This window comes from Aeromonas aquatica (assembly GCF_000764655.1).
GTDB lineage: Bacteria > Pseudomonadota > Gammaproteobacteria > Enterobacterales > Aeromonadaceae > Aeromonas > Aeromonas aquatica.
The window spans coordinates 1-23,049 of record NZ_JRGL01000115.1 but is presented as its reverse complement, the minus strand read 5'-3'; the positions used below and the strand labels follow the sequence as shown (position 1 = coordinate 23,049).

Annotated in this window: 18 protein-coding genes, 1 tRNA gene and 1 rRNA gene; 8 read left to right on the top strand and 12 right to left on the bottom strand. The window is 61.3% G+C overall.

Features of this window, described 5'->3' with window-relative positions; all coding sequences use genetic code 11:
- Positions 1-341 precede the first annotated feature (341 nt).
- The 4 genes from LG30_RS0114285 (at position 342) to LG30_RS0114270 (ending at position 5,187) form a co-directional block, all read left to right on the top strand.
- Positions 342-1,340 (top strand): BMP family lipoprotein, encoded by a 999-nt coding sequence (locus LG30_RS0114285; protein WP_033131367.1) that lies wholly within the window; start codon positions 342-344, stop codon positions 1,338-1,340.
- Positions 1,341-1,420: 80 nt separating this feature from the next.
- Positions 1,421-2,989: an ABC transporter ATP-binding protein gene (locus LG30_RS0114280; RefSeq protein WP_033131366.1), complete on the top strand. Its 1,569-nt coding sequence runs from the start codon at positions 1,421-1,423 to the stop codon at positions 2,987-2,989.
- Entirely contained in the window at positions 2,986-4,104 is a 1,119-nt protein-coding gene (locus LG30_RS0114275) for an ABC transporter permease (RefSeq protein WP_033131365.1), read from the top strand. The genes LG30_RS0114280 and LG30_RS0114275 overlap by 4 nt, the downstream gene beginning before the upstream one ends.
- 117 nt (positions 4,105-4,221) lie before the next feature.
- Positions 4,222-5,187: an ABC transporter permease gene (locus LG30_RS0114270; RefSeq protein ID WP_033131412.1), complete on the top strand. Its 966-nt coding sequence runs from the start codon at positions 4,222-4,224 to the stop codon at positions 5,185-5,187.
- Positions 5,188-5,354: 167 nt separating this feature from the next.
- Here the strand turns inward: LG30_RS0114270 and LG30_RS0114265 are convergent, their stop codons facing one another.
- Complete coding sequence (locus tag LG30_RS0114265; protein ID WP_033131364.1) at positions 5,355-5,795, bottom strand: TM2 domain-containing protein; 441 nt, start codon at positions 5,793-5,795, stop codon at positions 5,355-5,357.
- 167 nt (positions 5,796-5,962) lie between these two features.
- Complete coding sequence (locus LG30_RS0114260; RefSeq protein ID WP_033131363.1) at positions 5,963-6,868, bottom strand: LysR substrate-binding domain-containing protein; 906 nt, start codon at positions 6,866-6,868, stop codon at positions 5,963-5,965.
- Positions 6,869-6,986: 118 nt separating this feature from the next.
- Between LG30_RS0114260 and LG30_RS0114255 the strand changes: the two genes are divergently transcribed.
- The 3 genes from LG30_RS0114255 (at position 6,987) to LG30_RS0114245 (ending at position 9,617) form a co-directional block, all read left to right on the top strand.
- The gene (locus LG30_RS0114255; protein ID WP_033131362.1) at positions 6,987-8,114 is read left to right on the top strand and encodes an S-(hydroxymethyl)glutathione dehydrogenase/class III alcohol dehydrogenase; all 1,128 of its coding nucleotides are present in this window, start codon (positions 6,987-6,989) and stop codon (positions 8,112-8,114) included.
- A gap of 52 nt (positions 8,115-8,166) precedes the next feature.
- Positions 8,167-9,009, top strand: coding sequence for an S-formylglutathione hydrolase (gene fghA, locus LG30_RS0114250; protein ID WP_033131361.1), 843 nt, complete (start codon positions 8,167-8,169; stop codon positions 9,007-9,009).
- 101 nt (positions 9,010-9,110) lie between these two features.
- Positions 9,111-9,617, top strand: a complete 507-nt coding sequence (locus LG30_RS0114245) for a DinB family protein (protein WP_033131360.1) — start codon at positions 9,111-9,113, stop codon at positions 9,615-9,617.
- 74 nt (positions 9,618-9,691) lie between these two features.
- Here the strand turns inward: LG30_RS0114245 and LG30_RS0114240 are convergent, their stop codons facing one another.
- Complete coding sequence (locus LG30_RS0114240; protein WP_033131359.1) at positions 9,692-10,414, bottom strand: head GIN domain-containing protein; 723 nt, start codon at positions 10,412-10,414, stop codon at positions 9,692-9,694.
- Between the two features lie 323 nt (positions 10,415-10,737).
- Between LG30_RS0114240 and ovoA the strand changes: the two genes are divergently transcribed.
- On the top strand, positions 10,738-12,888 hold the full coding sequence (ovoA, locus tag LG30_RS0114235) for a 5-histidylcysteine sulfoxide synthase (RefSeq protein WP_033131358.1): 2,151 nt from the start codon (positions 10,738-10,740) through the stop codon (positions 12,886-12,888).
- A 64-nt stretch (positions 12,889-12,952) separates the two neighbouring features.
- On the opposite strand, the gene LG30_RS0114230 is transcribed toward ovoA, so the two are convergent.
- From LG30_RS0114230 to LG30_RS0114190, 9 genes are all read right to left on the bottom strand, one after another.
- A complete protein-coding gene (locus tag LG30_RS0114230) occupies positions 12,953-13,924 on the bottom strand; it encodes a bile acid:sodium symporter family protein (protein WP_033131357.1) in 972 nt (323 codons plus the stop codon).
- Positions 13,925-14,193: 269 nt separating this feature from the next.
- Complete coding sequence (locus LG30_RS0114225; protein WP_033131356.1) at positions 14,194-15,636, bottom strand: amino acid permease; 1,443 nt, start codon at positions 15,634-15,636, stop codon at positions 14,194-14,196.
- 149 nt (positions 15,637-15,785) lie between these two features.
- On the bottom strand, positions 15,786-16,124 hold the full coding sequence (locus LG30_RS0114220; protein ID WP_033131355.1) for a tRNA-binding protein: 339 nt from the start codon (positions 16,122-16,124) through the stop codon (positions 15,786-15,788).
- A gap of 75 nt (positions 16,125-16,199) precedes the next feature.
- Positions 16,200-17,645, bottom strand: a complete 1,446-nt coding sequence (locus LG30_RS0114215) for an amino acid permease (RefSeq protein ID WP_033131354.1) — start codon at positions 17,643-17,645, stop codon at positions 16,200-16,202.
- 103 nt (positions 17,646-17,748) lie between these two features.
- Entirely contained in the window at positions 17,749-18,204 is a 456-nt protein-coding gene (locus tag LG30_RS0114210; RefSeq protein ID WP_033131353.1) for a beta-galactosidase subunit beta, read from the bottom strand.
- Positions 18,201-21,275: a beta-galactosidase subunit alpha gene (ebgA, locus tag LG30_RS0114205; protein ID WP_033131352.1), complete on the bottom strand. Its 3,075-nt coding sequence runs from the start codon at positions 21,273-21,275 to the stop codon at positions 18,201-18,203. Before ebgA ends, LG30_RS0114210 begins: the two co-directional genes overlap by 4 nt.
- A gap of 320 nt (positions 21,276-21,595) precedes the next feature.
- A complete protein-coding gene (ebgR, locus tag LG30_RS0114200) occupies positions 21,596-22,561 on the bottom strand; it encodes a transcriptional regulator EbgR (protein ID WP_033131351.1) in 966 nt (321 codons plus the stop codon).
- Positions 22,562-22,717: 156 nt separating this feature from the next.
- Positions 22,718-22,832 (bottom strand): 5S ribosomal RNA (rrf, locus tag LG30_RS0114195).
- Between the two features lie 26 nt (positions 22,833-22,858).
- Positions 22,859-22,934 (bottom strand) — tRNA-Thr (locus LG30_RS0114190).
- Positions 22,935-23,049 lie beyond the last annotated feature (115 nt).

The window sequence follows — 23,049 nt, the reverse complement described above, 5'->3', positions numbered from 1 at the left end:
GGGGGCACAGGTGCGGCCCGAAGTGGCGGCGATGCCATGCCACAAATTGGCGTCAATGGAAGCTACCTTTTTCACCGTTTGATTAAAACGATTGCGCACAACCATATGAATATAAACAAAAATGTCATTTGAACCCTATTAATCACAGCATTTAGTTCTGAAAACGACGTCAAAAACAAACACTTATAAAGCAAATTGCTTATATTTCAAACCGTTAACGCAAACGTTTTTCCTTTATGATCTCCTTGACCCACAAACTGGCTCACTTACAGTTAGCCAGCGTGCTATATGACCTGCCCAGGCAGGTTGTGGACCCTCACATAACAATCAAGGATACGATCGTGACTAAAGTGCTCAAGCTGGCCACCGTGGCCGCCTTCACCCTCGCTGCCCTTTCTGCTCAGGCAGCCTCCGAGCCCGCCGTCATCTATGACACCGCTGGCAAATTCGACAAGTCGTTCAACGAAGCCGTGTTCCGCAACGGCGTCGAAGTCTACAACAAAGACAAGGGCGTCAAGGTCAAGGAGTTCGAACCCCAGAACGAAGCCCAGCGTGAGCAGGGCCTGCGCCGTCTGGCCAGCCGTGGCAACGGTCCCATCGTCGCCGTCGGCTTCAACATGGGCTCCGCGGTAGAGAAAGTCGCCACCGAGTTCCCGAACACCCAGTTCACCATCATCGACATGGTGGTCGACAAGCCGAACGTACAGTCCCTCATCTTCAAGGAGCATGAAGGTTCCTTCCTGGTGGGTGCACTGGCGGCCATCGCCTCCAAGAGCGGCAAGGTCGGCTTCGTGGGCGGCATGGACATCCCGCTGATCCGCAAATTCCAGTGCGGCTACGAGCAGGGCGCCAAGTACATCAATCCGAAGATCGACGTATACCAGAACATGACCGGCTCCACCCCGGCCGCCTTTGCTGACCCGGCCAAGGGTGCGGAACTGGCCAAGTCCCAGTTCGCCAAGGGCGCCGACGTGGTTTATGCCGCCGCCGGCGGTACCGGTATCGGTGTCTATCAGGCCGCCAAGGACGAAGGCAAGCTGGCCATCGGCGTGGATTCCAACCAGAACCACCTGCAACCTGGCACCATGCTGACCTCCATGGTCAAAGACGTTGGCATGGCCGCGTACAAGTCTTGGGATGACGGTGCCAAGGGCACCTGGAAACCGGGTATCCAGACTCTGGGTCTGGCCGAAGGTGGTGTGGATTGGGCCATCGACGAGAACAACAAGGCGTTGATCACGCCGGAAATGAAAGCCAAGGTTGATGCCATCAAGGCCGACATCATCGCCGGCAAGATCAAGGTGCATGACTACATGAGCGACAACAGCTGCAAATACTGAGTCGGCACTACTACGCTCAAACCTGATGACCGGCCCACAGGGGCCGGTTTTTAGTTCCCATTTCATGACCGGACGGAATCATGGATCAGACAGATCGCTATGCCATCGAATTAAGAGGTATCGATAAGCGGTTCGGCGAAGTGTACGCCAACAAGCAGATCGACCTTCAGGTTCAGAAAGGCAGTATTCACGGCATCGTCGGCGAAAATGGCGCCGGCAAGTCGACTCTGATGAGCATCATCTACGGTTTCTACCACGCCGACAAAGGCGAGATGCTGATCGACGGCAACCCCTTCAAGCCCCATGGCTCACAAGATGCGATCGCCGCAGGTGTGGGCATGGTGCACCAGCACTTCATGCTGGTGAACAATTTCACCGTGCTGGAGAACGTCATTCTCGGCGCGGAAAATGGCTGGCATCTGGGCAAGAGCCTGGCGGCGGCCGAGAAGCTGCTCGGCGAGCTGGCACGGGATTATGGTCTCGAGGTGCCGCTGCACGAAAAGGTCGAGGATCTGCCGGTGGGCCTGCAACAGCGGGTCGAGATCCTCAAGGCGCTCTATCGTGGCGCCCGCATCCTTATCCTCGACGAACCGACCGGGGTACTGACCCCGCAAGAGGCGGATCACCTGTTCGAGGTGCTCAAGAAGCTGCGGGATCAGGGCGCAACCATCATCATCATTACCCACAAGCTGCGGGAGATCCTGGCCATCACGGATCAGGTCTCCATCATGCGCCGGGGCGAGATGGTGGCCCACGTCGCCACCAAGGATACCGACAAGGAGCAGCTGGCCGAGCTGATGGTGGGCCGCAAGGTGCGCCTCAAGGTCGACAAGGGTACCGCCCAGCCAGGCGAAGCCAAGCTCAAGGTCGAAGGGCTGTGCTACTTCGATGACGCCAAGGTGGAACGGGTCAAGTCCGTCAGCTTCGAGGTGCGGGCAGGGGAAGTGGTCGGCATCGCCGGGGTCTCCGGCAACGGCCAATCCGAGCTGCTCAGCCTGCTCGGCGGCATCATCAAGCCCAGCAAGGGCAGCTTTACCATCACCGGCCGCGGCCAGGTGCATCTGGTCAATCCGGCCCAACCGGCCGACCCGGAGCAGGTGCGCAACTTTGGTCTCGGCCACATTCCGGAAGACAGGCACAAGATGGGGCTCATCAATCGCTTCGAGGCGAAAGAGGCCTTCATCCTCGGCTATCACCGCCGCCCCCAGTACAACAGGGGCTGGCTGCAGAACAAGGACGCGATCCTGCAGGATTGCCAGGCCAAGATGGACAAGTGGGACGTGCGCCCCCCCCATCCCGACCACAAGACCGCGAACTTCTCCGGCGGCAACCAGCAGAAGCTGGTGATCGCCCGTGAGGTGGAGCAGGACCCGGATGTGCTGCTGGTCGGCCAGCCGACCCGTGGGGTCGACATCGGCGCCATCGAGTACATCCACCAGCAGATCATCGCCATGCGCGACAAGGGCAAGGCAGTGTTGCTGGTATCGGTTGAGCTGGACGAGATCATGAGCCTGTCGGACCGGATCCTGGTCATCGCCGACGGTCGCATCGTCGGGGAGCTGGACGGCGCCAAGGCGGATGAACGCACAATCGGCCTGATGATGGCAAATATCATTCCCGACGAGATTGCCAAGGAGGCTCGCCCATGAGCCAGACACGTATTCCTGCCTGGATCTCCGTGGGCGTGCTGCCCGCGATCAACATACTGCTGGCCTTCCTGGTGTCGGCCATCCTGTTCTATTACCTCGACATCAACCCGCTCGATGCCGCCGACATCATGTGGTACGGCGCCTTCGGGACCGGCGAGGGGATAGGCTTCACCCTCTACTACGCGACCGGCTTCATCTTCACCGGTCTGGCGGTGGCGGTGGCCTTCCACGCCGGTCTGTTCAACATCGGCGGTGAGGGCCAGGCCTATATCGGCGGCCTCGGCGTGGGACTGGTCTGTCTGCTGCTCGGTGACGTGCTGCCATTCGCGCTGTTGCTGCCGCTGGCCATCATCGCCGGCGGTCTGTTCGGTGCGGCCTGGGCCTTCATCCCGGCCTGGCTGCAAGCCAAGCGCGGCAGCCACATCGTCATCACCACCATCATGTTCAACTTCATTGCCGCCTCCCTGATGGCCTACCTACTGGTCGACGTCTTCAAACCGCCAGGATCCATGGCCACCGAGAGCAAGGTGTTCGCCGTGGCGAGCTGGCTGCCGAAGATGAGTGAGCTGGCGGCCGGTTTCGGCGTGACCATGCCCAACAGCCCGCTGAACATCAGCTTCTTCTGGGCGCTGATCTGTGCGGTGCTGGTCTGGGTCTTCATCTGGCATACCCGCTGGGGTTACGAGATCCGCTCGGTCGGCGCCAGCCAGAGTGCCTCCGCCTATGCGGGCATCTCCTATCCCAAGGTGGTGATCCTGGCCATGGTGATCTCCGGCATGCTGGCGGGCTTCTTCGCCCTCAACGTGCTGCAGGGGGAACTGCACCAGATCAAGCTCAACTTCGTGGAAGGTTTCGGCTTCACCGGTATCGCGGTGGCGCTGATGGGGCGCAACCACCCGGTCGGCGTCATCATCGCCAGCCTGCTGTTCGGCTTCCTCTATCAGGGCGGCGCCGAGCTCAGCTTCGAATTCGGGGTGGATCGCAACATCGTGGTGGTGCTGCAGGGTCTGGTGATCCTGTTCTGTGGCGCCCTTGAGCACATGCTGCGCCCGCGCATCGAGCAGGCTTATCTGGCCTTCGCCAACCGTTCAGCCGCGCAAGTCAAAGGAGCCTGACCATCATGTTCGAAACATTGATTCTGATGCTGGATGCGACCATTCGTACCGCACCGCCGCTGATCCTGGCCGCCATGGATGACAGGAATGTTCTGTGCGCTGAAGGGAGCCCAAGCCATGTTTGAAACCCTGATATTGATGCTGGATGCCACTATCCGTACCGCACCACCGCTCATCCTGGCCGCCATGGCAGGGATGTTCTGCGAGCGCTCCGGGGTGGTCAACATCGCCCTGGAGGGCAAGCTGCTGGCGGCGGCCTTCGCCAGCGCGGCGGCGGCGGCGGTCTCCGGCTCGGCCTGGATCGGCCTCGGCGCCGGGGTGGGTGTCTCCGTCCTGTTCGCCCTGTTGCACGGCTTCTCCACCATCACCCACCGCGGCGATCAGGTGGTGAGCGGCATGGCCATCAACATACTGGCGGCTGGCCTGACCGTCACCCTCGGTCGTTACTGGTTCGATCAGGGCGGTCAGACCCCGGCGCTGTCCGGTGCGGCCCGTTTCGCCCCCATCGATCTGCCCTACGCCAAGGAGCTGTACGACGTGCCGGTTATCGGCCAGCTCTACAGCGAGCTGCTGAGCGGTCACTCCCTGCTGGAGTACGTGGCCTTCGCCGCCGTGCCGCTGGCCTGGTGGGTGCTGTTCCGTACCCGCTTCGGCCTGCGTCTGCGCGCCGTGGGCGAGGCTCCGGCCGCAGTCGATACCGCCGGCATCTCGGTGGTGCGGATGCGCTACACCGCGCTGATGATCGGCGGCCTGCTGGCCGGTATCGGTGGTACCTACCTGGCCGTGGCCCAGACCGCCCAGTTCATCCCGAACATGAGTGCGGGCAAGGGCTTCATGGCGTTGGCGGCGCTGGTGTTCGGCAAGTGGAAACCCTGGAGCGCCATGGCGGCCTGCCTGCTGTTCGGCTTCCTCGACGCCGTCGCCATCCGCTTGCAGGGGGTCAGCATCGGCGACTTCCCGATCCCGGTGCAGGCGATAGAGGCGCTGCCTTACATCTTGACGGTCTTCCTGCTGGCCGGCTTCATCGGCAAGGCGGTGGCCCCCAAGGCGCTCGGCACCCCCTACGTCAAGGAACGGGAATAGCGCTCCCGACCCAGAACAGAAAGGCCCGCAAATGCGGGCCTTTTCTTTGAGATATCCAGGATGTTCTTGGCTGAATAGAAAAATAACCCGGCCTTGTCAAAGAGCGGGTTATTCCTTCATCAGCGCAACATATCAACAAACCTGTAATTAGCCGGATAATTTATCGGCTAGAACCATACTTTCTTATTGATAATATAGGTCTGCTCAAATTCTTCATCCGACTTGGAGATATAAACAACAAATTCGATGAAGGCAATGATCCCGATAACAACCGACGGCAAACCAAGCAGAATGAAACCAAGCAGAAATATCAGCAGCATGATTACACCTTGTTTGGTGTAACCCAGATAGAACTTATGAGCACCAAATGCGCCAAGGAAAAATGCAAACAGCGCAGCTGCGACCTTCTTGGAGGAACCAGCATTAGAAGCTATGGCATAGATGGCTTTTGCATGCTCGCCTTCAATAGAAAAATCAACTTTCAAGCCACTCTTCGGGAGCTGATTCCCTTTCCATTCAATAATGTCAAACTGATATCTATTACTATCATCCCCAGAAATCAAACCAGTACGAGCTGATTCATTAAAATCAATAACCGTGCCTTTCATTATTATCTGTCCTTTAGCAATAAGAGGAAAAAGACCCGATATGAGCAGGTCTATTGCGTTTGACAGGCTACAACAACAAAGGCTCACTTGAAACAAAAATTCATTTGTGAATACTTGTATTCTACCAACCCATTTAAGCCTCTTTCTTATACCTGTATCGCCCCCCATCAACCGATGGGGCGCACCAGGGCGGGTTGGGCGGGATCGCTGAGCCGCTCGGCCAGATAGTCCACCAGCAGCCGCACCTTGGGGGAGAGGTGGCGATTGTGGGGATAGAGGGCCCAGATCCCCTCCTGCGGCGCCCGCAGCTCCGGCAGCAGCTCGATAAGCTCCCCCCGGGCGAGGTGGTCGCTGACGTAGTAGTCCGGCAGCTGGATGATGCCTATCCCCTTGAGCGCCGCGTCCAGCAGGGCGTGGCCGCTGTTGCAGTGCAGCAGGCCGCGTACCCGCACGCTGTGGGGTTTACCGTCCAGAGTGAAGTGCCACTCGTCGCCATTGCCCACCAGACAGCGGTGGCGAGCCAGCTCGGACAGGCTGTTGGGCATACCGTGGCGGGCGGTGTAGGCCGGTGATGCGCACACATAGGGCACCCGCTTGGCCAGCTTGCGTGCCACCAGGCTCGAATCCTTGAGGTGGCCGAGCCGGATCGCCAGATCGAACCCCTCGTGCACCAGATCCAGCAGCTGGTTGGTGAGGTTGAGAGTCACCTCCAGCTGGGGGAAGCGCACCATGAAGTCGTTCACCAGCGGCGCGATGCGGCTTTCGCCGTAGGAGACTGGAGCCGTGATACGCAAGCTACCCTGCGGCACCGCCTGATGGCGACCCAGCGCCAGCTCGGCCTCGTACAGGTTGTCCAGCAGTTGGCGGCAGTGGCGAAAATAGATCTCGCCCAGCTCGGTGAGCCGCACCTGACGAGTGGTGCGCAGCAGCAGCTTGGCCTGCAGCCGATCCTCCAGCTGCGCCACCTGACGGCTGACCTGAGCCACCGACACCCCCAGCTTGCGCGCCGCCGGGGTAAAGCCCCCCTGCTCCGCCACGCTGACAAACTCACAGATCCCTTCCCAGCCGAACATTATTACCTATCTGTAAAAGTGATTTGATATTTCGCCTTATTATCACCAAATCGATGGGAAACTACACTGATTGTCCGAACTCATTTCCGTTCAACTCTCCACCATAAGGACATCATCCATGGCACAGGTTCAAAGCATCAAGTGTAAGGCCGCCATCGCCTGGGGCCCGGGTCAGCCCCTCTCCATCGAGGAGGTCGAGGTCATGCCACCCCAGGCCGGCGAGGTGCGGGTGCGGATCGTCGCCACCGGCGTCTGCCACACCGATGCCTTCACGCTGTCCGGTGAGGATCCGGAAGGAGTCTTCCCCTCCATCCTGGGCCACGAGGGCGGCGGCATCGTCGAGTCCGTCGGCGCGGGCGTCACCAGCGTCAAGGTCGGCGATCACGTGATCCCGCTCTACACCCCGGAGTGCGGCGAGTGCAAGTTCTGCAAATCCGGCAAGACCAACCTGTGCCAGAAGATCCGCGCCACCCAGGGCAAGGGGCTGATGCCGGATGGCACCACCCGTTTCTCCAAGGATGGCCAGCCCATCTATCACTACATGGGCACCTCCACCTTCAGCGAATACACTGTGCTGCCGGAGATCTCCATCGCCAAGGTGGATCCGGCCGCCCCGCTGGAAGAGGTGTGTTTGCTGGGTTGCGGCGTCACCACCGGCATAGGCGCCGTGATGAACACCGCCAAGGTCAAAGAGGGTGAGAGCGTCGCCATCTTCGGACTGGGTGGCATCGGCCTATCCGCCGTGATCGGCGCCCGTCTGGCCAAGGCTGGCCGCATCATCGCCATCGACATCAACGAGAGCAAGTTCGAACTGGCCCGCAAGCTGGGCGCCACCGACTGCATCAACCCGAACGACTATGACAAACCCATCCAGGAGGTGATCGTCGAGATGACCGACGGCGGCGTCGACTTCTCCTTCGAGTGCATCGGCAACGTCAAGGTGATGCGCGCCGCGCTCGAGTGCTGCCACAAGGGCTGGGGCGAGTCGGTCATCATAGGGGTGGCCGGCGCCGGTCAGGAGATCAGCACCCGTCCGTTCCAGCTGGTCACAGGCCGGGTCTGGCGCGGCAGCGCCTTCGGCGGCGTGCGTGGTCGCAGCGAATTGCCGAGCTACGTGCAGCGCTACATGCAGGGTGAGTTCCGTCTCGATGACTTCATCACCCACACCATGCCGCTCGAGCAGATCAATGAGGCATTCGATCTGATGCACGAAGGCAAGAGCATCCGCACCGTCATCCATTACTGATCCCATCACGGCCCCGCCCATCGATGAATGGGCGGGGCAGAGGAGTCCTTCGATGAATCTGGACATCATCAGCAGCAACAAGAGTTTCGGCGGCTGGCACAAGCAGTACCGCCACCCCTCCACCGTGCTCGGCTGCGAGATGCGCTTCGCCATCTACCTGCCGCCCCAGGCCCTCACCGGCCAGAAGGTGCCCGTGCTCTACTGGCTCTCCGGCCTCACCTGCACCGATGAAAACTTCATGCAGAAATCCGGGGCCCAGCGCATCGCCGCCGAGCTCGGCATCGCCCTGGTGGCGCCGGACACCAGCCCGCGCGGCGAGGGGATCCCGGACGATCCCGGCTATGACCTCGGCATGGGCGCAGGTTTCTACGTCAACGCCACCCAGCACCCCTGGCGGGATCACTACCAGATGTATGACTACGTCACCCGGGAGCTGCCCGAGCTCATCGAGACTCACTTCCCGGTCTCGACCAGGCGCGCCATCAGCGGCCACTCCATGGGAGGCCACGGGGCACTCATCGCCGCCCTGCGCGAACCCGGTCGCTACCGCTCGGTGTCGGCCTTCAGCCCCATCAGCCACCCGAGTCGCTGCCCCTGGGGCCAGAAGGCGCTCGGTGCCTACCTCGGCAACAACCCCTTGCTGTGGCAGGAGTGGGATGCTTGCCAGCTGCTGCGCCACCACGACGGCCAATCACTGCCGACCCTGGTGGAAGTGGGGCTGGACGATCCCTTCCTCGCCGAGCAACTCGGTATCGACGCCCTGGCCGAGGTCGCCGCGACCAAAGAGTGGCCACTGGAGCTCAACCGTCACGCCGGTTACGACCACAGCTACTACTTCGTGGCGAGCTTCATCGAGGGACATCTGCGCTTCCACGCGCGGCACCTCGGCGACTAGCCAACGGCCTTCTCTGGCCCTGGTCGTGGCAAGAGAGGCAAATACCCAAGGGTCACCGCCAGTTGGCGGTGCCCGCTTAACGCAAGGAACGGGAGACAAGGATGCATCTCTTCACCAACCTGCAGGCCATGCCGGATCAGTTCGCACAACTGCTGGCCCAGGTACCCGCCGATCATCTGAACTGGGAACCAGCCAACTGGGCCGGCATCCCCTCCGAACGCTTCAGCGCCCAGGGCCACCTCTGCCACCTGCTGGATATCGAGGTGCTGGGTTATCGGGTCCGTTTTCGGCGCACCCTGGATGAGGATTTACCCCAGCTCGCCTCCCTCGATGGCTACCAGCTGGCGCTGGATAACGACTACCGCCAGCAGGATCCCGCCACTCAGCAGGCCCGCTTTCGCGCCGCCCGTATCGAGACAGTTTCCTGGCTAAGGGAGCTGCCTCCCTCGGCCTGGACGCGGCGAGCCCAGTACGGCAGCTATGGGGAGGTAACCCTGGACGGCCTGGTTCGCCTGCTGGTCAGCCACGACCACCAGCACCTCGCCGGCATGCAGTGGCTGCTGATGCGCCTGAATGCGGATCTGCGCCTCAACCTGCCTCTCGCCTGAGATAAAGCGCTACGACTACGGATAACAAAACAGGCCCTTCAGGGGGCCTGTTTTTTTAACTGCGATCGAAATACTTAGCTCCCTTCCCGGGAGACGGCGCCCGAGCCGGCAATCTCGCTCTCCAGTCGAGGATCCCCCCAGTAATTGACCGATCCCGAGCCGGCGATGCCAACCTTGAGCAGTTCGCTGGCTCGCACCTCCACGTCGCCGCTGCCCGCAATATTGACCTCGACCTTCTCCCCCTGCAGTCCGGCCCCCATCACGCCGCCGGCGCCGGCGATGTTCAGCTCTATCTCCCTGGCCGAACCTTCCCCCAGATCCAGGTTGCCCGCGCCGGCGATGTTGCCCTCCAGTCGATCCAGCTCTAGCTGGCTGGCGACGATATCCCCCAGGCCTGCCACCGACAGCACCAGTTCATCCCCCTTGAAGCCGCCCAGATCGCCACGGGCCAGGCCCGCCAGCGCCAACTCTTTCACCTTGGGCAGGGTGATGGTGATATCGATGGGCTCGGAGAGATCGAGCCGATAACCATCCTTGAGCTCAATCTCCAGCTTGTCGCCCCGCTCGGTCAGCACCAGATAGGGCAGCAGGTTCTCCTGCCCCTTGATGCGGATCCCGCTCGTCTGCCCCGCCACCAGATGGATATGGGCTGGCACCCCGGCCAGCACCCGGGTCACCTGCTGGCCCAAAGCGTGCTGCTGCTCGATCACATCCCCGGTTCCACTCACCCGGGTCACATCCGGCCAGCTGCACCCGCCGAGTCCCAGGGCCAATATCGCTCCCATCATCCACTTCATCACGACACCCCTGTGTTATGGCCACATCCGGCCTATTGCCATCACGATGGCAAACCCCATGCCATATCATCAATGCTATGATTTTCATCAAGATTACTGATATTGACGCCATCACCATCCTGCTAAACGGCGTCATTTAGACCATATGTTGGCAAAACTGACCATCCCCAAACGGGGATGAGACAGGCCTGTCATCGGCATCTCATGCCGGCAGACCATCGTAGTTTTTGGTTGTCGCGCCGGTCTATTGCGCCAATAGTGATACCTTGTGCGTATAGAGCTCTCCACCGAAGCATTTGTCACTGCCAACAAGGAGTCAGAGCGTGACCCAAGTCAGCCATCCATTCGCCAACCCAGAGGGCCTGCCAGCCACGACCCGCACCCCGCTGCTCGGCGGCGACGATCCCGAGCACAAGCGCCGCGAGCTGCTCGACTACTTTTGTCAGACCTTCGACCTCTACGACAGCCTGTTTGACTGCCTGGCCGATGAGCGGGCCTGGTTCAACAAGGCGATCCCCCTGCGCCACCCCCTCATCTTCTACTACGGCCACACCGCCGCCTTCTTCGTCAACAAGCTGCTGGCGGCCAACCTCATCGACCGGCGCCTCGATCCCCGCATCGAGGCCATGGTGGCCATAGGGGTGGACGAGATGAGCTGGGACGATCTGGACGAGACCCACTACGACTGGCCTGCGGTGGCCGAACTGCGCGCCTACCGTGGCCGCGTGCGCGCCCTGGTGTGTGATTTCATCGAACGTATGCCGATCGCACTGCCCATCGACTGGCAGAGCCCGGCCTGGGTCATCCTGATGGGGATAGAGCACGAGCGCATCCACCTGGAGACCTCCAGCGTGCTGATCCGCCAGCTGCCCCTGGCCTGGGTGCAGCCGCAGCCCTATTGGCCCGCCTGTACCCAGGCCCGCCACAGACGCGACCAGGTGCCCGCCAACAGCCTGCTGCCGGTGGCGGGGGGTCGAGTGCGCCTCGGCAAGCAGGACGCCACCTACGGCTGGGACAACGAATATGGCGAGCGCCACATAGAGCTGGCCCCCTTCCAGGCCAGCCGCATGCTGGTGAGCAACGCCGAGTACTTCGCGTTCGTGCAGGCGGGCGGCTATGAGACCCGGGCCTGGTGGGACGACGAGGGCTGGGGCTGGTGCCAGTATGCCAAGGCGCGCATGCCCAGCTTCTGGGTCGGCGACCCCAACGAGCCCGAGCAACTGCAACTGCGGCTGATGACAGAGCAGATCCCCCTGCCCTGGGATTGGCCCGCCGAGGTCAATCAGCTGGAGGCGGCCGCCTTCTGCCGCTGGAAGGCGGCCCAGACCGGGCTGCCTATCCAGCTGCCGAGCGAGGGGGAGTGGATGCTGCTGCGCGAGCTGCTGCCCGGGGATCAGCCGGACTGGCTGGAAGCCCCCGGCAATATCAACCTGGCCCGCTTCGCCTCCTCCTGCCCGGTGGATGCCTGCCCCCAGGGCGACTTCTTCGATCTGGTGGGCAACGTCTGGCAGTGGACCAGCACCGCCATCGACGGCTTCGAGGGGTTCAAAGTGCACCCGCTCTACGATGATTTCTCCACCCCCACCTTCGATGGCAAGCACAGCCTCATCAAGGGCGGCAGCTGGATAAGCACAGGTAACGAGGCGCTCAAGTCGTCCCGCTACGCCTTCCGCCGCCACTTCTTCCAGCATGCGGGCTTCCGCTATCTGGTCTCACGCTATCAGGAAGCCATCACAGTGAATCCTTATGAAACCGACGCCCTGGTGGCGCAATACCTCGACTTCCAGTACGGCCCGACCCACTTCGGGGTGGCCAACTACGCCCAGACCCTGGCCAGCCTCGCCAGCGAGCTGTGCAGCCGCCATGAGCGGGCGCTGGACATCGGCTGCGCCACCGGCCGCGCCAGCTTCGAGCTGGCCCGCCACTTCCAGCATGTGGACGGGGTGGACTACTCGGCCCGCTTCATCGACGTGGCGCTCGCCCTCGCCAGCCAGGACAGCTTCCGCTACGCCCTGCCCCTGGAGGGGGATCTGGTGGAGTATTGCGAGGCGCGCCTCTCTAGCCATGATCTCGGCCGCGAGCAGGCCGAACGGGTCCACTTCAGCCAGGGGGATGCCTGCAACCTCAAGCCCAAGTACGACCACTACGATCTGGTGCTCGCCTCCAACCTGATCGACCGGCTGCGGGAGCCCGCCCGCTTCCTGCGGGACATTGCTCCCAGACTGCGCAGCGGCGGCCTGCTGGTGCTCACCAGCCCCTACACCTGGCTGACCGACTACACCCCCAAGGCGAACTGGCTCGGCGGCATCCGGGAAAACGGTGAGGCCCTCTCCACCCATCAGGCGCTGCAACGGCTGCTGGCGGCGGAGTTCGAGGAGCTGTGCCCGCCGAGAGACGTGCCCTTCGTCATCCGCGAAACCGCCCGCAAGCACCAGCACACGGTGGCCCAGCTCACCGTCTGGCGCAAACGCTGAGGGCGCCCAGCCGGGGAATGCAAAGAGGGAGGCCCATGGCCTCCCTCTCTTTTTGCCCAAAGGCTTATCCCTCCTGGACCTGGGGCAGGGGCTCCTGCTCGCGATAGCGGCGGGCTAGCACGGCGCACACCATCAGCTGGATCTGGTGGAAGATCATCAGCGGCAGCACCATGACCCCGACGCTGGCGGCGGGGAACATGACGTTGGCCATGGGCACCCCGTTTGCCAGGCTCTTCTTGGAGCCGCAGAAGACGATGGTGATCTCGTCCGCCCGCTCGAACCCGAGGCGGCGGCTGATCCAGACGTTCCAAGCCAGCACCAGTGCCAGCAGCACGCAGCTCAGCAGCACTATGCTGGCCAAGTCATACCAACCCACCTGATGCCAGATCCCCTGCACCACGGCCTCGCTGAAGGCCACATAGACCACCAGCAGTATGGAGCTCTGATCCAGCTTGCCGATGAGGGGGCGATGGCTGTCGACCCAGCGGCCGATGAGGGGGCGCGACAGGTGGCCCACCACGAAGGGCAGCATCAGCTGCACCATGATGGCCTGAATGGAGTGCCAGGTGTCGACCCCCTCCCCCTGAACATTGATCATCAGCCCCACCAGCACAGGCGAGAGGAAGATGCCGAGAATGCTGGAAGCCGAGGCGCTACACACCGCCGCCGACACATTGCCCCCCGCCATGGAGGTGAAGGCGATGGCCGACTGCACTGTCGCGGGCAGGGCGCACAGATAGAGGAAGCCCAGATAGATGGCCGGGCTCAGCCACTGGGGCACCAGCGGGGTGAGCAAGAGCCCCAGCAGCGGGAACAGCAGGAAGGTGCTGGCCATCACCACCAGGTGGAGCCGCCAGTGGCCGAGCCCCGCCAGCAGGTTCTGGCGCGACAGCTTGGCACCATGCATGAAGAAGAGCAGCGCCACCGCCAGCTTGGTCAGCAGCGCGAACCAGACGGCCACCTGGCCCTCGCAGGGGAAGAAGGAGGCCAGGGCCACCACCAGAATCAGCACAGAGGTAAAGGGATCCAGACGCACGGGGAGTCTCCAGGGAAAGCGCGTCCCGCACCGGATGGGGGACGACAGGGCACAGGAGGGCCATCCTCTGACGGCGACCCTCGATACGAAACCCCAGCTTACCCCGAACACAGGGAGGCGCAAAGTTGAGCGACGGCCCCAAGCATTTAGTGAAATTAAACAAGTTGGTTTTTCGCGCTTTAAAACTAAACACCCAGGGCGGCCATGGCAGGCGAGGAGACAAAAAAACGGGTGGCCAGAGGCCACCCGCGCTGCACCACAGTCGGCACTCAGATCTGCCGGGCCAGGGTATCGCCGCCGGCCTTGCCCCCGGCGGCCAGCTTGCGGGCCTGGCGCTTCTCGAAGCGGGAGATCCACCAATAGGCCAGCGCCGAGAAGACGGCCGTCATGAAGACGTTGATGAAGAAGGCGCGCACCAGATCCACCCCGGCCGGGAAGGCGGAGGCGCTCATGCTCACCACGAAGATGAGGATCAGCACCGACACCACCGCCATGCCGAAGGTGCGCGACCCCATACGGAAGTCCCGCGGGGTGTCGTCGTGTTTCCAGCGGAACACGAAGTAGGCCACCATGATGAAGATCGGCGGCAGCATGGCGGTACCGGCGGTGAGATTGATGGCGGTGTTCATCATCTGCTGCACCGACTCGGAGCCGAAGCCGTTGACCACCAGCATCACGAACACGAACACAAACTGCCACCAGGCGGCGCGCACCGGCACCCCGTGCTCGTTGAGCTGGGTGGTCTTGTCGCCATAGACCCCCTGGGGGATCTCGGAGAAGTGGATCTTCACCGGCGCCGAGGTCCACATCATCATGGAGCCGAACATGGCGATGAAGAGCACCACCCCGACCGCGCGGCCGACCAGGGTCTCGGAGAGCCCGAAGTACTGGGCCATGCCGGTGAAGATCTCCACCATGCCGCCGGCGTAGGTGAGGCTTTCGCGCGGCACGAAGACGTTCACCAGCAGGGAGCCCAGCGCATACATGGCACCTATGACCACACCGGCGATGATGATCACCTTGATGAAGGACTTCTGGCCGCCCTTGACGTCATTGAGGTAGGCCGCCGCCGTCTCGGCACCGCCTGCCGCCTGGAAGATCCAGCACATGATGCCCAGCGTCGCCCAGTTGACGGTCGGGGTCATGGCTTCCAGGGTGATGGGCTGGGCCGCCACATGGTCGCCGCCGAGGGCCATCAGAGCCCCCAGCACATAGATGGCAAACAGAGCGAAGACCCCGTAGGCCACCAGTTCGGCAATCTTGCCGAGCCAGCTCGCCCCCTTGGTGGAGATATGGGTCGCCGCCGCGAACAGCGCTATGGAGATGATCGAGGTGACGGTCGGCGAGAAGCTGTACTCATACCCCAGCATGGCGTAGGAGGCGTAGGCGATGACGTTCGGCAGCAGGGAGACGAACCAGAACAGGTTGACGAACCAGTAGAGAAACGATCCCAGATAGGCCATCCGGGTGCCGAGGGGTTTCTTGAGCCAGTCGTACATCCCCGACTCGGAATCTTTGTTGGCCGAGACGAACTCGGCGATGATGAAGACGAAGGGGATGAAGTAGACGAGGGTGGCCAGCAGGAAGATGGGGGCCGAGCTGAGCCCCAGCTCTATGTTGTTGTTGACGATATTGCGCACGTTGAACACGGCGGCAAAGGTCATCGACAACAGGGCAAACTTGCCTATGGTGCCGCGTACTGAATCAGACATATGTCCTCCAATGGGATCACGCCGCTTCATGAGCTGACGCTTTGACTCTGAATGTGTGCCGTCCTGGCCTATGGCCGGACCCTTTCGTTTCTTGTTATGGCCGGGCGGGCCGTCCTGATCCGCCCGGCAGAGATATGCACTATCGGCCATCAGACGATGGGAGTGCCCGGCGCCATGGGCACCCGAGGTTGCAGCAGCACGCTCTGGCTCTCGTCCGGGGTCTCGGCGCACAGCAACATGCACTCGGAGCGCTCGCCGCGCATCTTGGTGGGCTTGAGGTTGGTCAGCACCACCACCTGGCTGCCCAGCAGCTCCGCCTCGCTGTAGTGGGGCACCAGGCTGGTGACCGTCTGCAGCGGCCGCTCGCCACCCACGTCTATCTGAACGATATAGAGCTTGTCGGCACCGGGATGGCGCACCACCTCCAGCACCTTGCCCACCTTCATCTCGACCCGCTTGAATTCGGCAAACTCGATCACCTCGCTCATTGTTTTTTCCCTTTCCTTATCTGGTGTGGCGGGTGGCCATCGGCCACCCGGTTTGATGTGGAACAAAGACGACACTCATGCCGCCGGGACGGAGACCTGGGCGCTCGGCTGGGCCTCTTTCACCCGCGCCTCCTCGCTCAAAGAGGCTTCGTATCTGTTGTATTTCCACCAGGCAAAGCCCAGGAAGATCACGATGCCGCCCACGTTGTAGAAGACGATGGTCAGGATGTCGGCGCCGGTCGGGAAGGTGGATGCCAGGAAGCCCACCCCGAAGATGGCGATCAGCACCGAGACCACGGCAATGCCGGTGGTGCGTGAGCCCATCTTGAAATCCCGTGGCAGGTGATCCAGCTTCAGGCGCAGGTTCAGATAAGCCAGCATGATGAACAAAGGGGGCAGCATGGAGGCGGCCGCCGTCATGTTGATCACGGTATTCATCAGGTCTTGGGCGGTGTTGGAGCCGATCGTCGGGATCAGCATCAGCGACAGCACGATCAGGTACTGGATCCAGGCCGCCCGGGCGGGCACGCCGTTCTCGTTCAGCTCGACCGTCTTCTTGCCGAAGATGCCGGGCGGGATCTCGGAGAAGAAGATCTTCACCGGGGTGGCCGTCCACATCAGCAGGGAGCCGAACATGGCGGTGAAGGAGACCAGACCCACGAAGCGGTTCACCAGCAGGATTGGCAGGCCAAAGTAGGAGGCCAGCCCTTCGAACACCTGCACCGAGCCGCCGGTGAATTTCAGGGTGTCGCTGGGGGCAAAGACGTTGATCAGCAGGGAGGCAACGGAGTAGAGCACGCCGATGAAGATGCCGGCGATGATGATCACCTTCACGAACGACTTGGAGCCGCCCTTGACGTCATTCACGTACACGGCGACGGATTCCGCACCGCCGGCTGCCATGAAGATCCAGGTGGTGATCCCCAGGAAGGCCCAGCTGAAGTCCGGGATCATGGCCTCCACCGTGATGGGGTCCGCCGGTTGCACGCCGCCGATCAGGGCCGCGCCCGCCAGCAGAATGTAAGAGAGGGTCAGCAGCAACATCAGGGACGAGGTCACAGAGGTGATGGGACCGAGCATCTTGGCGCCGTTGGTGGAGACATAGGTGGCGAAGGCGAACAGGATCATGCTCAGGCCAGTAGTCGCCAGCGGCGTGAGTATGTATTCGTAGCCCAGGAAGGCATAGGAGGCGTAGGCAATCACCCGCGGCAACAACGAGGTGAAGAAGAACAGGTTCACGAACCAGTAGGTGTAGGCGGAAATGAAGGCCCAGCGACCGCCGAGGGAGCTCTTCACCCAGGCATAGACCCCGGCCTCGGAGTTTTTATTGAGCGAGACGAACTCCGCGATGATCAGGCAAAACGGAATGAAGTAAAAAATAGTAGCCAGAAAGAACATGGGGGCCGAGGCCAGACCGATCTCGATGTTGTTGTTGATGACGTTGTTGAAGCTGAATACGGCCGCAAAGGTGAGCGACAGCAATCCGAACTTGCCTATCGTATTGCGCTTGGAATCTGACATTTTCCATCTCCAGACCTGTAGTTATCTCTGCGAAAGGGCGGGGCATTAGTTGTAGGGTGAGCCCCGCCCCTTCCGGCTTTATCAATACGAAAGCAGCGGCGGATTATTTGTTTTTGAAGTAGCCGCCTTCGACCGTGACCTTGATGATCAGCTTGCGCACCTCGCCATCCCCGACGAAGCGGTAGGCCTCATGGTTCTCGAAGATCACCAGCTGGCCGTTGCCGACCTGCTGGCGCTCGCGCACCTCGCCGGCCAGCCACTCGCGGTCTGTGGTGTCGTCATAGGCCGATTCAGTTTGCAGGCCACACTTATCGGCCCACTCCACCGTCTCCTCCCCTTCCAGGTAGTAGTGGATATCGAAGTAGCGGCGCTGCCCCTCAAACAGGGTGCCAGCCGGGCTGGCCCCCTCCTGCAAGCGGTAGGTGAGGGAGTCACCGATGGAGTGGCAGATGCCGGGCTTGAGGTTAGGCAGGTTGTCGATGGCCTCCACGCAGCGGCCCCACTTCTTGCCCTCCCGGTAGATGTTCTTGAACAGGGTCAGGTTATCCAGGGTGATCATGCGAGGTTCCTCCCGCCGCTGATGCTGAGATCGAGCCCGGCCAGGGCGGCCGGATTGAGGTTGCCGCGGGCGATGGGCAGCAGGGTCAGGCCGAAGCAGAACGGTTCGAAACGCACCCGCCAGGAGTCCAGCACCTCGGATCCCCAGGAGTTGGAACCGAGCCCCAGCACCTTGTGATCCAGGTTGAGGGTGAGATAACCGCAGGGCTCCAGCTCGTTGATGTGCTGGGCGGCGTGGATATGTTCCCAGCTGTAGGGCCAGACGCTCAGGTTGATGGGAGCATCGGGCCGCACATAGAGGCCCTCGCCGTGGCGGTTGGTCAGGGTCGCCCAGCGCACCTGCTGGCGATTGCCGTTGTCCTGCGGGAAGGGGTAGTGCTCCCACATCTCAGCGACCGTGCTCTGGAAGCAGTCGATCCAGTTGCTCTGGCGGCTATCCTGGTAGTTCTCACCCGGCCCCATACCGAAGTAGTGCACCCGATCGAGATCCTGACGAATACCCAGCTCGAAGCCGATCTTGGGGATGATGTCGTCATAGCCGCCGTAGGGCTGGCCGGAGAGCGCCACATGCAGCTGGCCGTTCGGGCTCAGGGTGTAGACGTAGCGGCAACGCATGCCGAAGTCGAACACCGGCGGCGCGATCAGGCTCTCTACCGTCACCTCGACCGCCTCACCCAGCTGACGCCAGCTCAGGCTGCGGAAGTGCTCCTGCATGATCTGCAGATGATTCGGGTGCCACAGGCTCTCGTACTCCTGCTTGTGGTTGTCGATCATCGGCTTGAAGAAGGTGAGGCGCGGCGCTCGCTCGATAAGCTCGATGCCGTCCTGCTGCCAGCTCACCAGCTTGCCGTCGAGGCGCGAGAAGCGCAGGGCGAAGCCGCAACCAGTCAGGGTCAGCGCGAGCCGTTCATCGGCAATCTGCAACGGGGTGGCGTTGGGGTTGGCAAAGGGCTGCAGCTGGCGAGTCGACTCTTTCAGCTGGAACTGGTACTGGCCCAGCTCGTGCTCCGCAGGGCTGTAGCGGGTGGCGGTGGCCTTGATGACCCGCATCTGAACGAAGGTTTCACGCCCATCCAGTTGCGGCAATTCGAGTTGCAGCTCTGTAGTGGCACCGGGGGCAACCCCTTCCAGCCGGATTTGCTGGCTTCCCAGCAGCTCGCCCTCTGCCTTCACTTCGACCAGCAGGCTGATGTCGTCGAGATTGGAGAACCAGTAGCGGTTTTCCAGCTCAAGCCGACCGCTCGCCAGATCCAGCGCGCGTACCTTGACCGGGCAGATCACCTGCTTGTATTCACGCAGGCCAGGCCCTGGGGTTTGATCCGGATAGATGAGGCCATCCATGCAGAAGTTGTAGTTGTTGGGGTAGTCGCCGTAGTCGCCGCCGTACTTGTAGACCGGGCGGCCCTGCTCGTCCTGATCCAGGATGCCGTGATCGCACCACTCCCAGATGTAGTGACCCTGAATGTGGGGGTGACGGTCGAACACCTGCTGGTACTCACTAAGACCGCCCGGACCGTTGCCCATGGCGTGGGCGTATTCGCAGATAATGCGCGGCTTAGGCATAGGGAACTCGCCGAAGCAGTTCATCTGGGAGGCGCGCGAATACATGGTGCTCACCACATCCACCACCTCGGCATCGCGATCCTCTTCGTAGTGCACCAGCCGGGTCGGGTCGATCGCCTTGCAGCGCTGGTACATGGCTCTGATGTTGCAGCCGTAGCCGGACTCGTTGCCCAGGGACCAGATGATGATGGAAGGGTGGTTCTTCTGGGCGTGGACATGGCGCTCGATCCTGTCCACGAACACCGGCTCCCAGAAGGGATCGTCCGTGATGCGGCTGAGATCGCCGACGTTGGCGAAGCCGTGGGTCTCCACGTCTGTCTCCGCCATCACGAACAGGCCGTACTGGTCGCACAGCTCATAGAAGCGCGGGTCGTTCGGGTAGTGAGCGGTACGTACCGAGTTGAGGTTGTGCTGCTTCATCAGCACTATGTCGCGCTCGACCCGATCCATGCCGACCGCGCGGCTCTTGAGGTGGTCGTTGTCGTGACGGTTCACCCCGTGCAGCTTGAGGTAGTGGCCGTTGACGTAGAAGAGGCCATCCTTGACCTTGATTTCACGCACCCCGACTCGCTGCGGGATCACTTCCAGCAGCTCGCCCTGACCGTTGTAGAGGGAGAGTTGCAGCTGATAGAGGTAAGGATCTTCCGCGCTCCACAGATGGGGGTTGGCCAGATCCAGCGTGAAGCGGCAGTCGAGCTTGCCGTCGATGGCGAGACTGTCGAGCGAGCCGCTGGCGATCTCGCTGCCCTGATCCAGCAGCGACCAGACCAGGCGGTGATCAGGGGCAGGCGCCCCCAGATTTTCCAGCTGGATGTCGCTGCTCAGGGTGGCGCTTTGATTGTTTTCGGCCAGCGCGGTGCGAATGAAGAAGTCCTGCACATGAGCGGCCGGTTTGCCCACCAGATAGACGTCGCGGAAGATCCCCGCCATCCACCACATGTCCTGATCTTCGATATAGGTGGAGTCCGCCCACTGCATCACCCGCACCGACAGCAGGTTCTCGCCAACATTGGCGTAGGCGCTGATATCGAACTCGGCGGTGAGGCGGCTCCCCTTGCTGAAGCCGACATAGTGGCCGTTCACATAGACCTCGAAGTAGGTCTCCACCCCGTCAAACTTGATGATCACCTGCTCGCCGTCCCAGGCCGGGCTCAGCGTGAAGCTGCGCTGATAAGCGCCGGTGGGGTTGTTGGCCGGCACGAAGGGCACGTCTATGGGGAAGGGGAAGCCCTCGTCTGTGTATTGCAGGTTGCCATGCCCTTCCATCTGCCACATGTTTGGCACTGTTATCTGGCCCCAGCTGCTCATGTGGCTGTGATAGAAGTCTTCCGGCACCAGCAGGGGGTGTGCAAAGTAGTGGAACTGCCACTGGCCGCTCAAGGAGAGGAAGCGACGGCTCAGCTCCCGCTGCATGGTGGCTGCCAGCGCATGATCGGCATAAGAGAAGAAGTAGGCGCGCGGAGCCAGCCTGTTTTCACCAACGAATTGGACGTTTTCCCAGTTATTCACATGTCCTCCCGGAACAAGACAACTTTGACTGGGTAAACTCTAGATAAACATTTACTAAATATCAGATGATAATCGGTAAAGTTTTAACCCCATCACACAAGATGGCTGGATTTGTGAGCGAGATCAGAAGCGGGAGATAAAAGAGGGGGCTGTCTGCCTGAATGGCATGGATATTGGCGAGGTCAGGAAGAGATAGATGCATAGTATTTAAAAACAAATACTTAAATATTTTTCTTGATGGCAGGAGTCAATGCAGGAGGGAGGAAGGCCGTTGCTCCATAGGGATATGGAGCAACAGGGGAGGGATAATTTTACTAAAACTACCGAGTGGTACCGCGCAGGGTCAGTCGGCTGGGAACCAGCACCCGCAGCGGCACTTCCCGCTCGTCGCGCAGCCGCTCGACCAACAGATTGACCCCCTGGGAGCCCATCAACTCGGAGTGGATCCGCACCGTGGAGAGCGGCGGGAAAGTAAACTTGGCGGTCGGAATGTCGTTCACACTGATCAGCTCGATCTGCAGGGGAATGGCCAGCCCCTTCTCATGGATCGCCCGCAGCACGCCGATGGCGATGGAGTCAGAGGCCACGAACAGGGCACGGGGCCAGTCGCCGGCCAGCATCTCCTTCGCCAGCCGATAGCCGGAGGCGCTGGAGAAGTCCCCGCGATAGAGGTCGCTCTCCCGCACCACCCCCAGCCGCTGCCCGTAATCGAGGAAGGCGAGCTCCCGCAGATCCGGTGCCTCGTCCTGACCACCTATGTAGCCGATGCGGCCATGCCCCTGGGCGATGAAGAAGTCCACCACCTGCTGACTGATCAGCGCCAGATCCACGTCCACCGAATCGAACTCCCCCTCGGAGCGGCAATCCACGAACACCAGCTGGGCAGAAAGAGAATACAGCGCAGCCAGGCGCTCCTCGGGCAGATGGCCGATGACCAGGATGCCGTCGACGGCGGAGAGCTCACGCCCCTCGGCGCCGTTGTAGAAATGGGTCAGCTCTATGTTGAAGCGGGCGCACTGGGTCTCGATGCCGTAGCGAATGGCGAGATAGTAGGGGTCGTTGACCTCTGTGCTCTGCGGGTAGGCATAGACCGCCAGAAAGTGCAGCTTGCTCTTGTGCACCCCTTTGCGGGCGCTGCTGGTCTTGTACTCCAGCCGCTCGGCAATCTCGAAGATCTTCTGCCTGGTCTCTTCCTTGACGCTCAGCGTCGGATCCTCATTGAGCACCCGTGACACCGTGGCCTGGGAAACCCCCGCCTCCAGCGCTATTTCCTTCAACGTAGCCATGCATACTCCTCTGGCGATGACGCGCGACAATCCCAGTCCAAGAGTAACGGGCAACATGCTGACAGCCCAGCATTTTTACTAAAAGAAACCCATCAGAACAGGAAAAAACACCAAAGCAAAAAGGCCTCCCGCATGGGAGGCTTCTTCTAATTAGGTGCCTGGCAGTGTCCTACTCTCGCATGGCGAATGCCACACTACCATCGGCGCTACCGCGTTTCACTTCTGAGTTCGGCATGGGATCAGGTGGTTCCACGGCGCTATTGCCGTCAGGCAAAAGCTGTATCACTAACTTAAAACTGGTGCTGATACCCAGAGTCGAACTGGGGACCTCATCCTTACCAAGGATGCGCTCTACCAACTGAGCCATATCAGCACACTAACCGGTAAAGAACACACTGTGTGCGTTATCTAAATCTGTTGTCCGCAACAACCTGACGTCATTGCACGACCAATCACATCGCTGTGACCGTAATTAGGAGCCTGGCAGT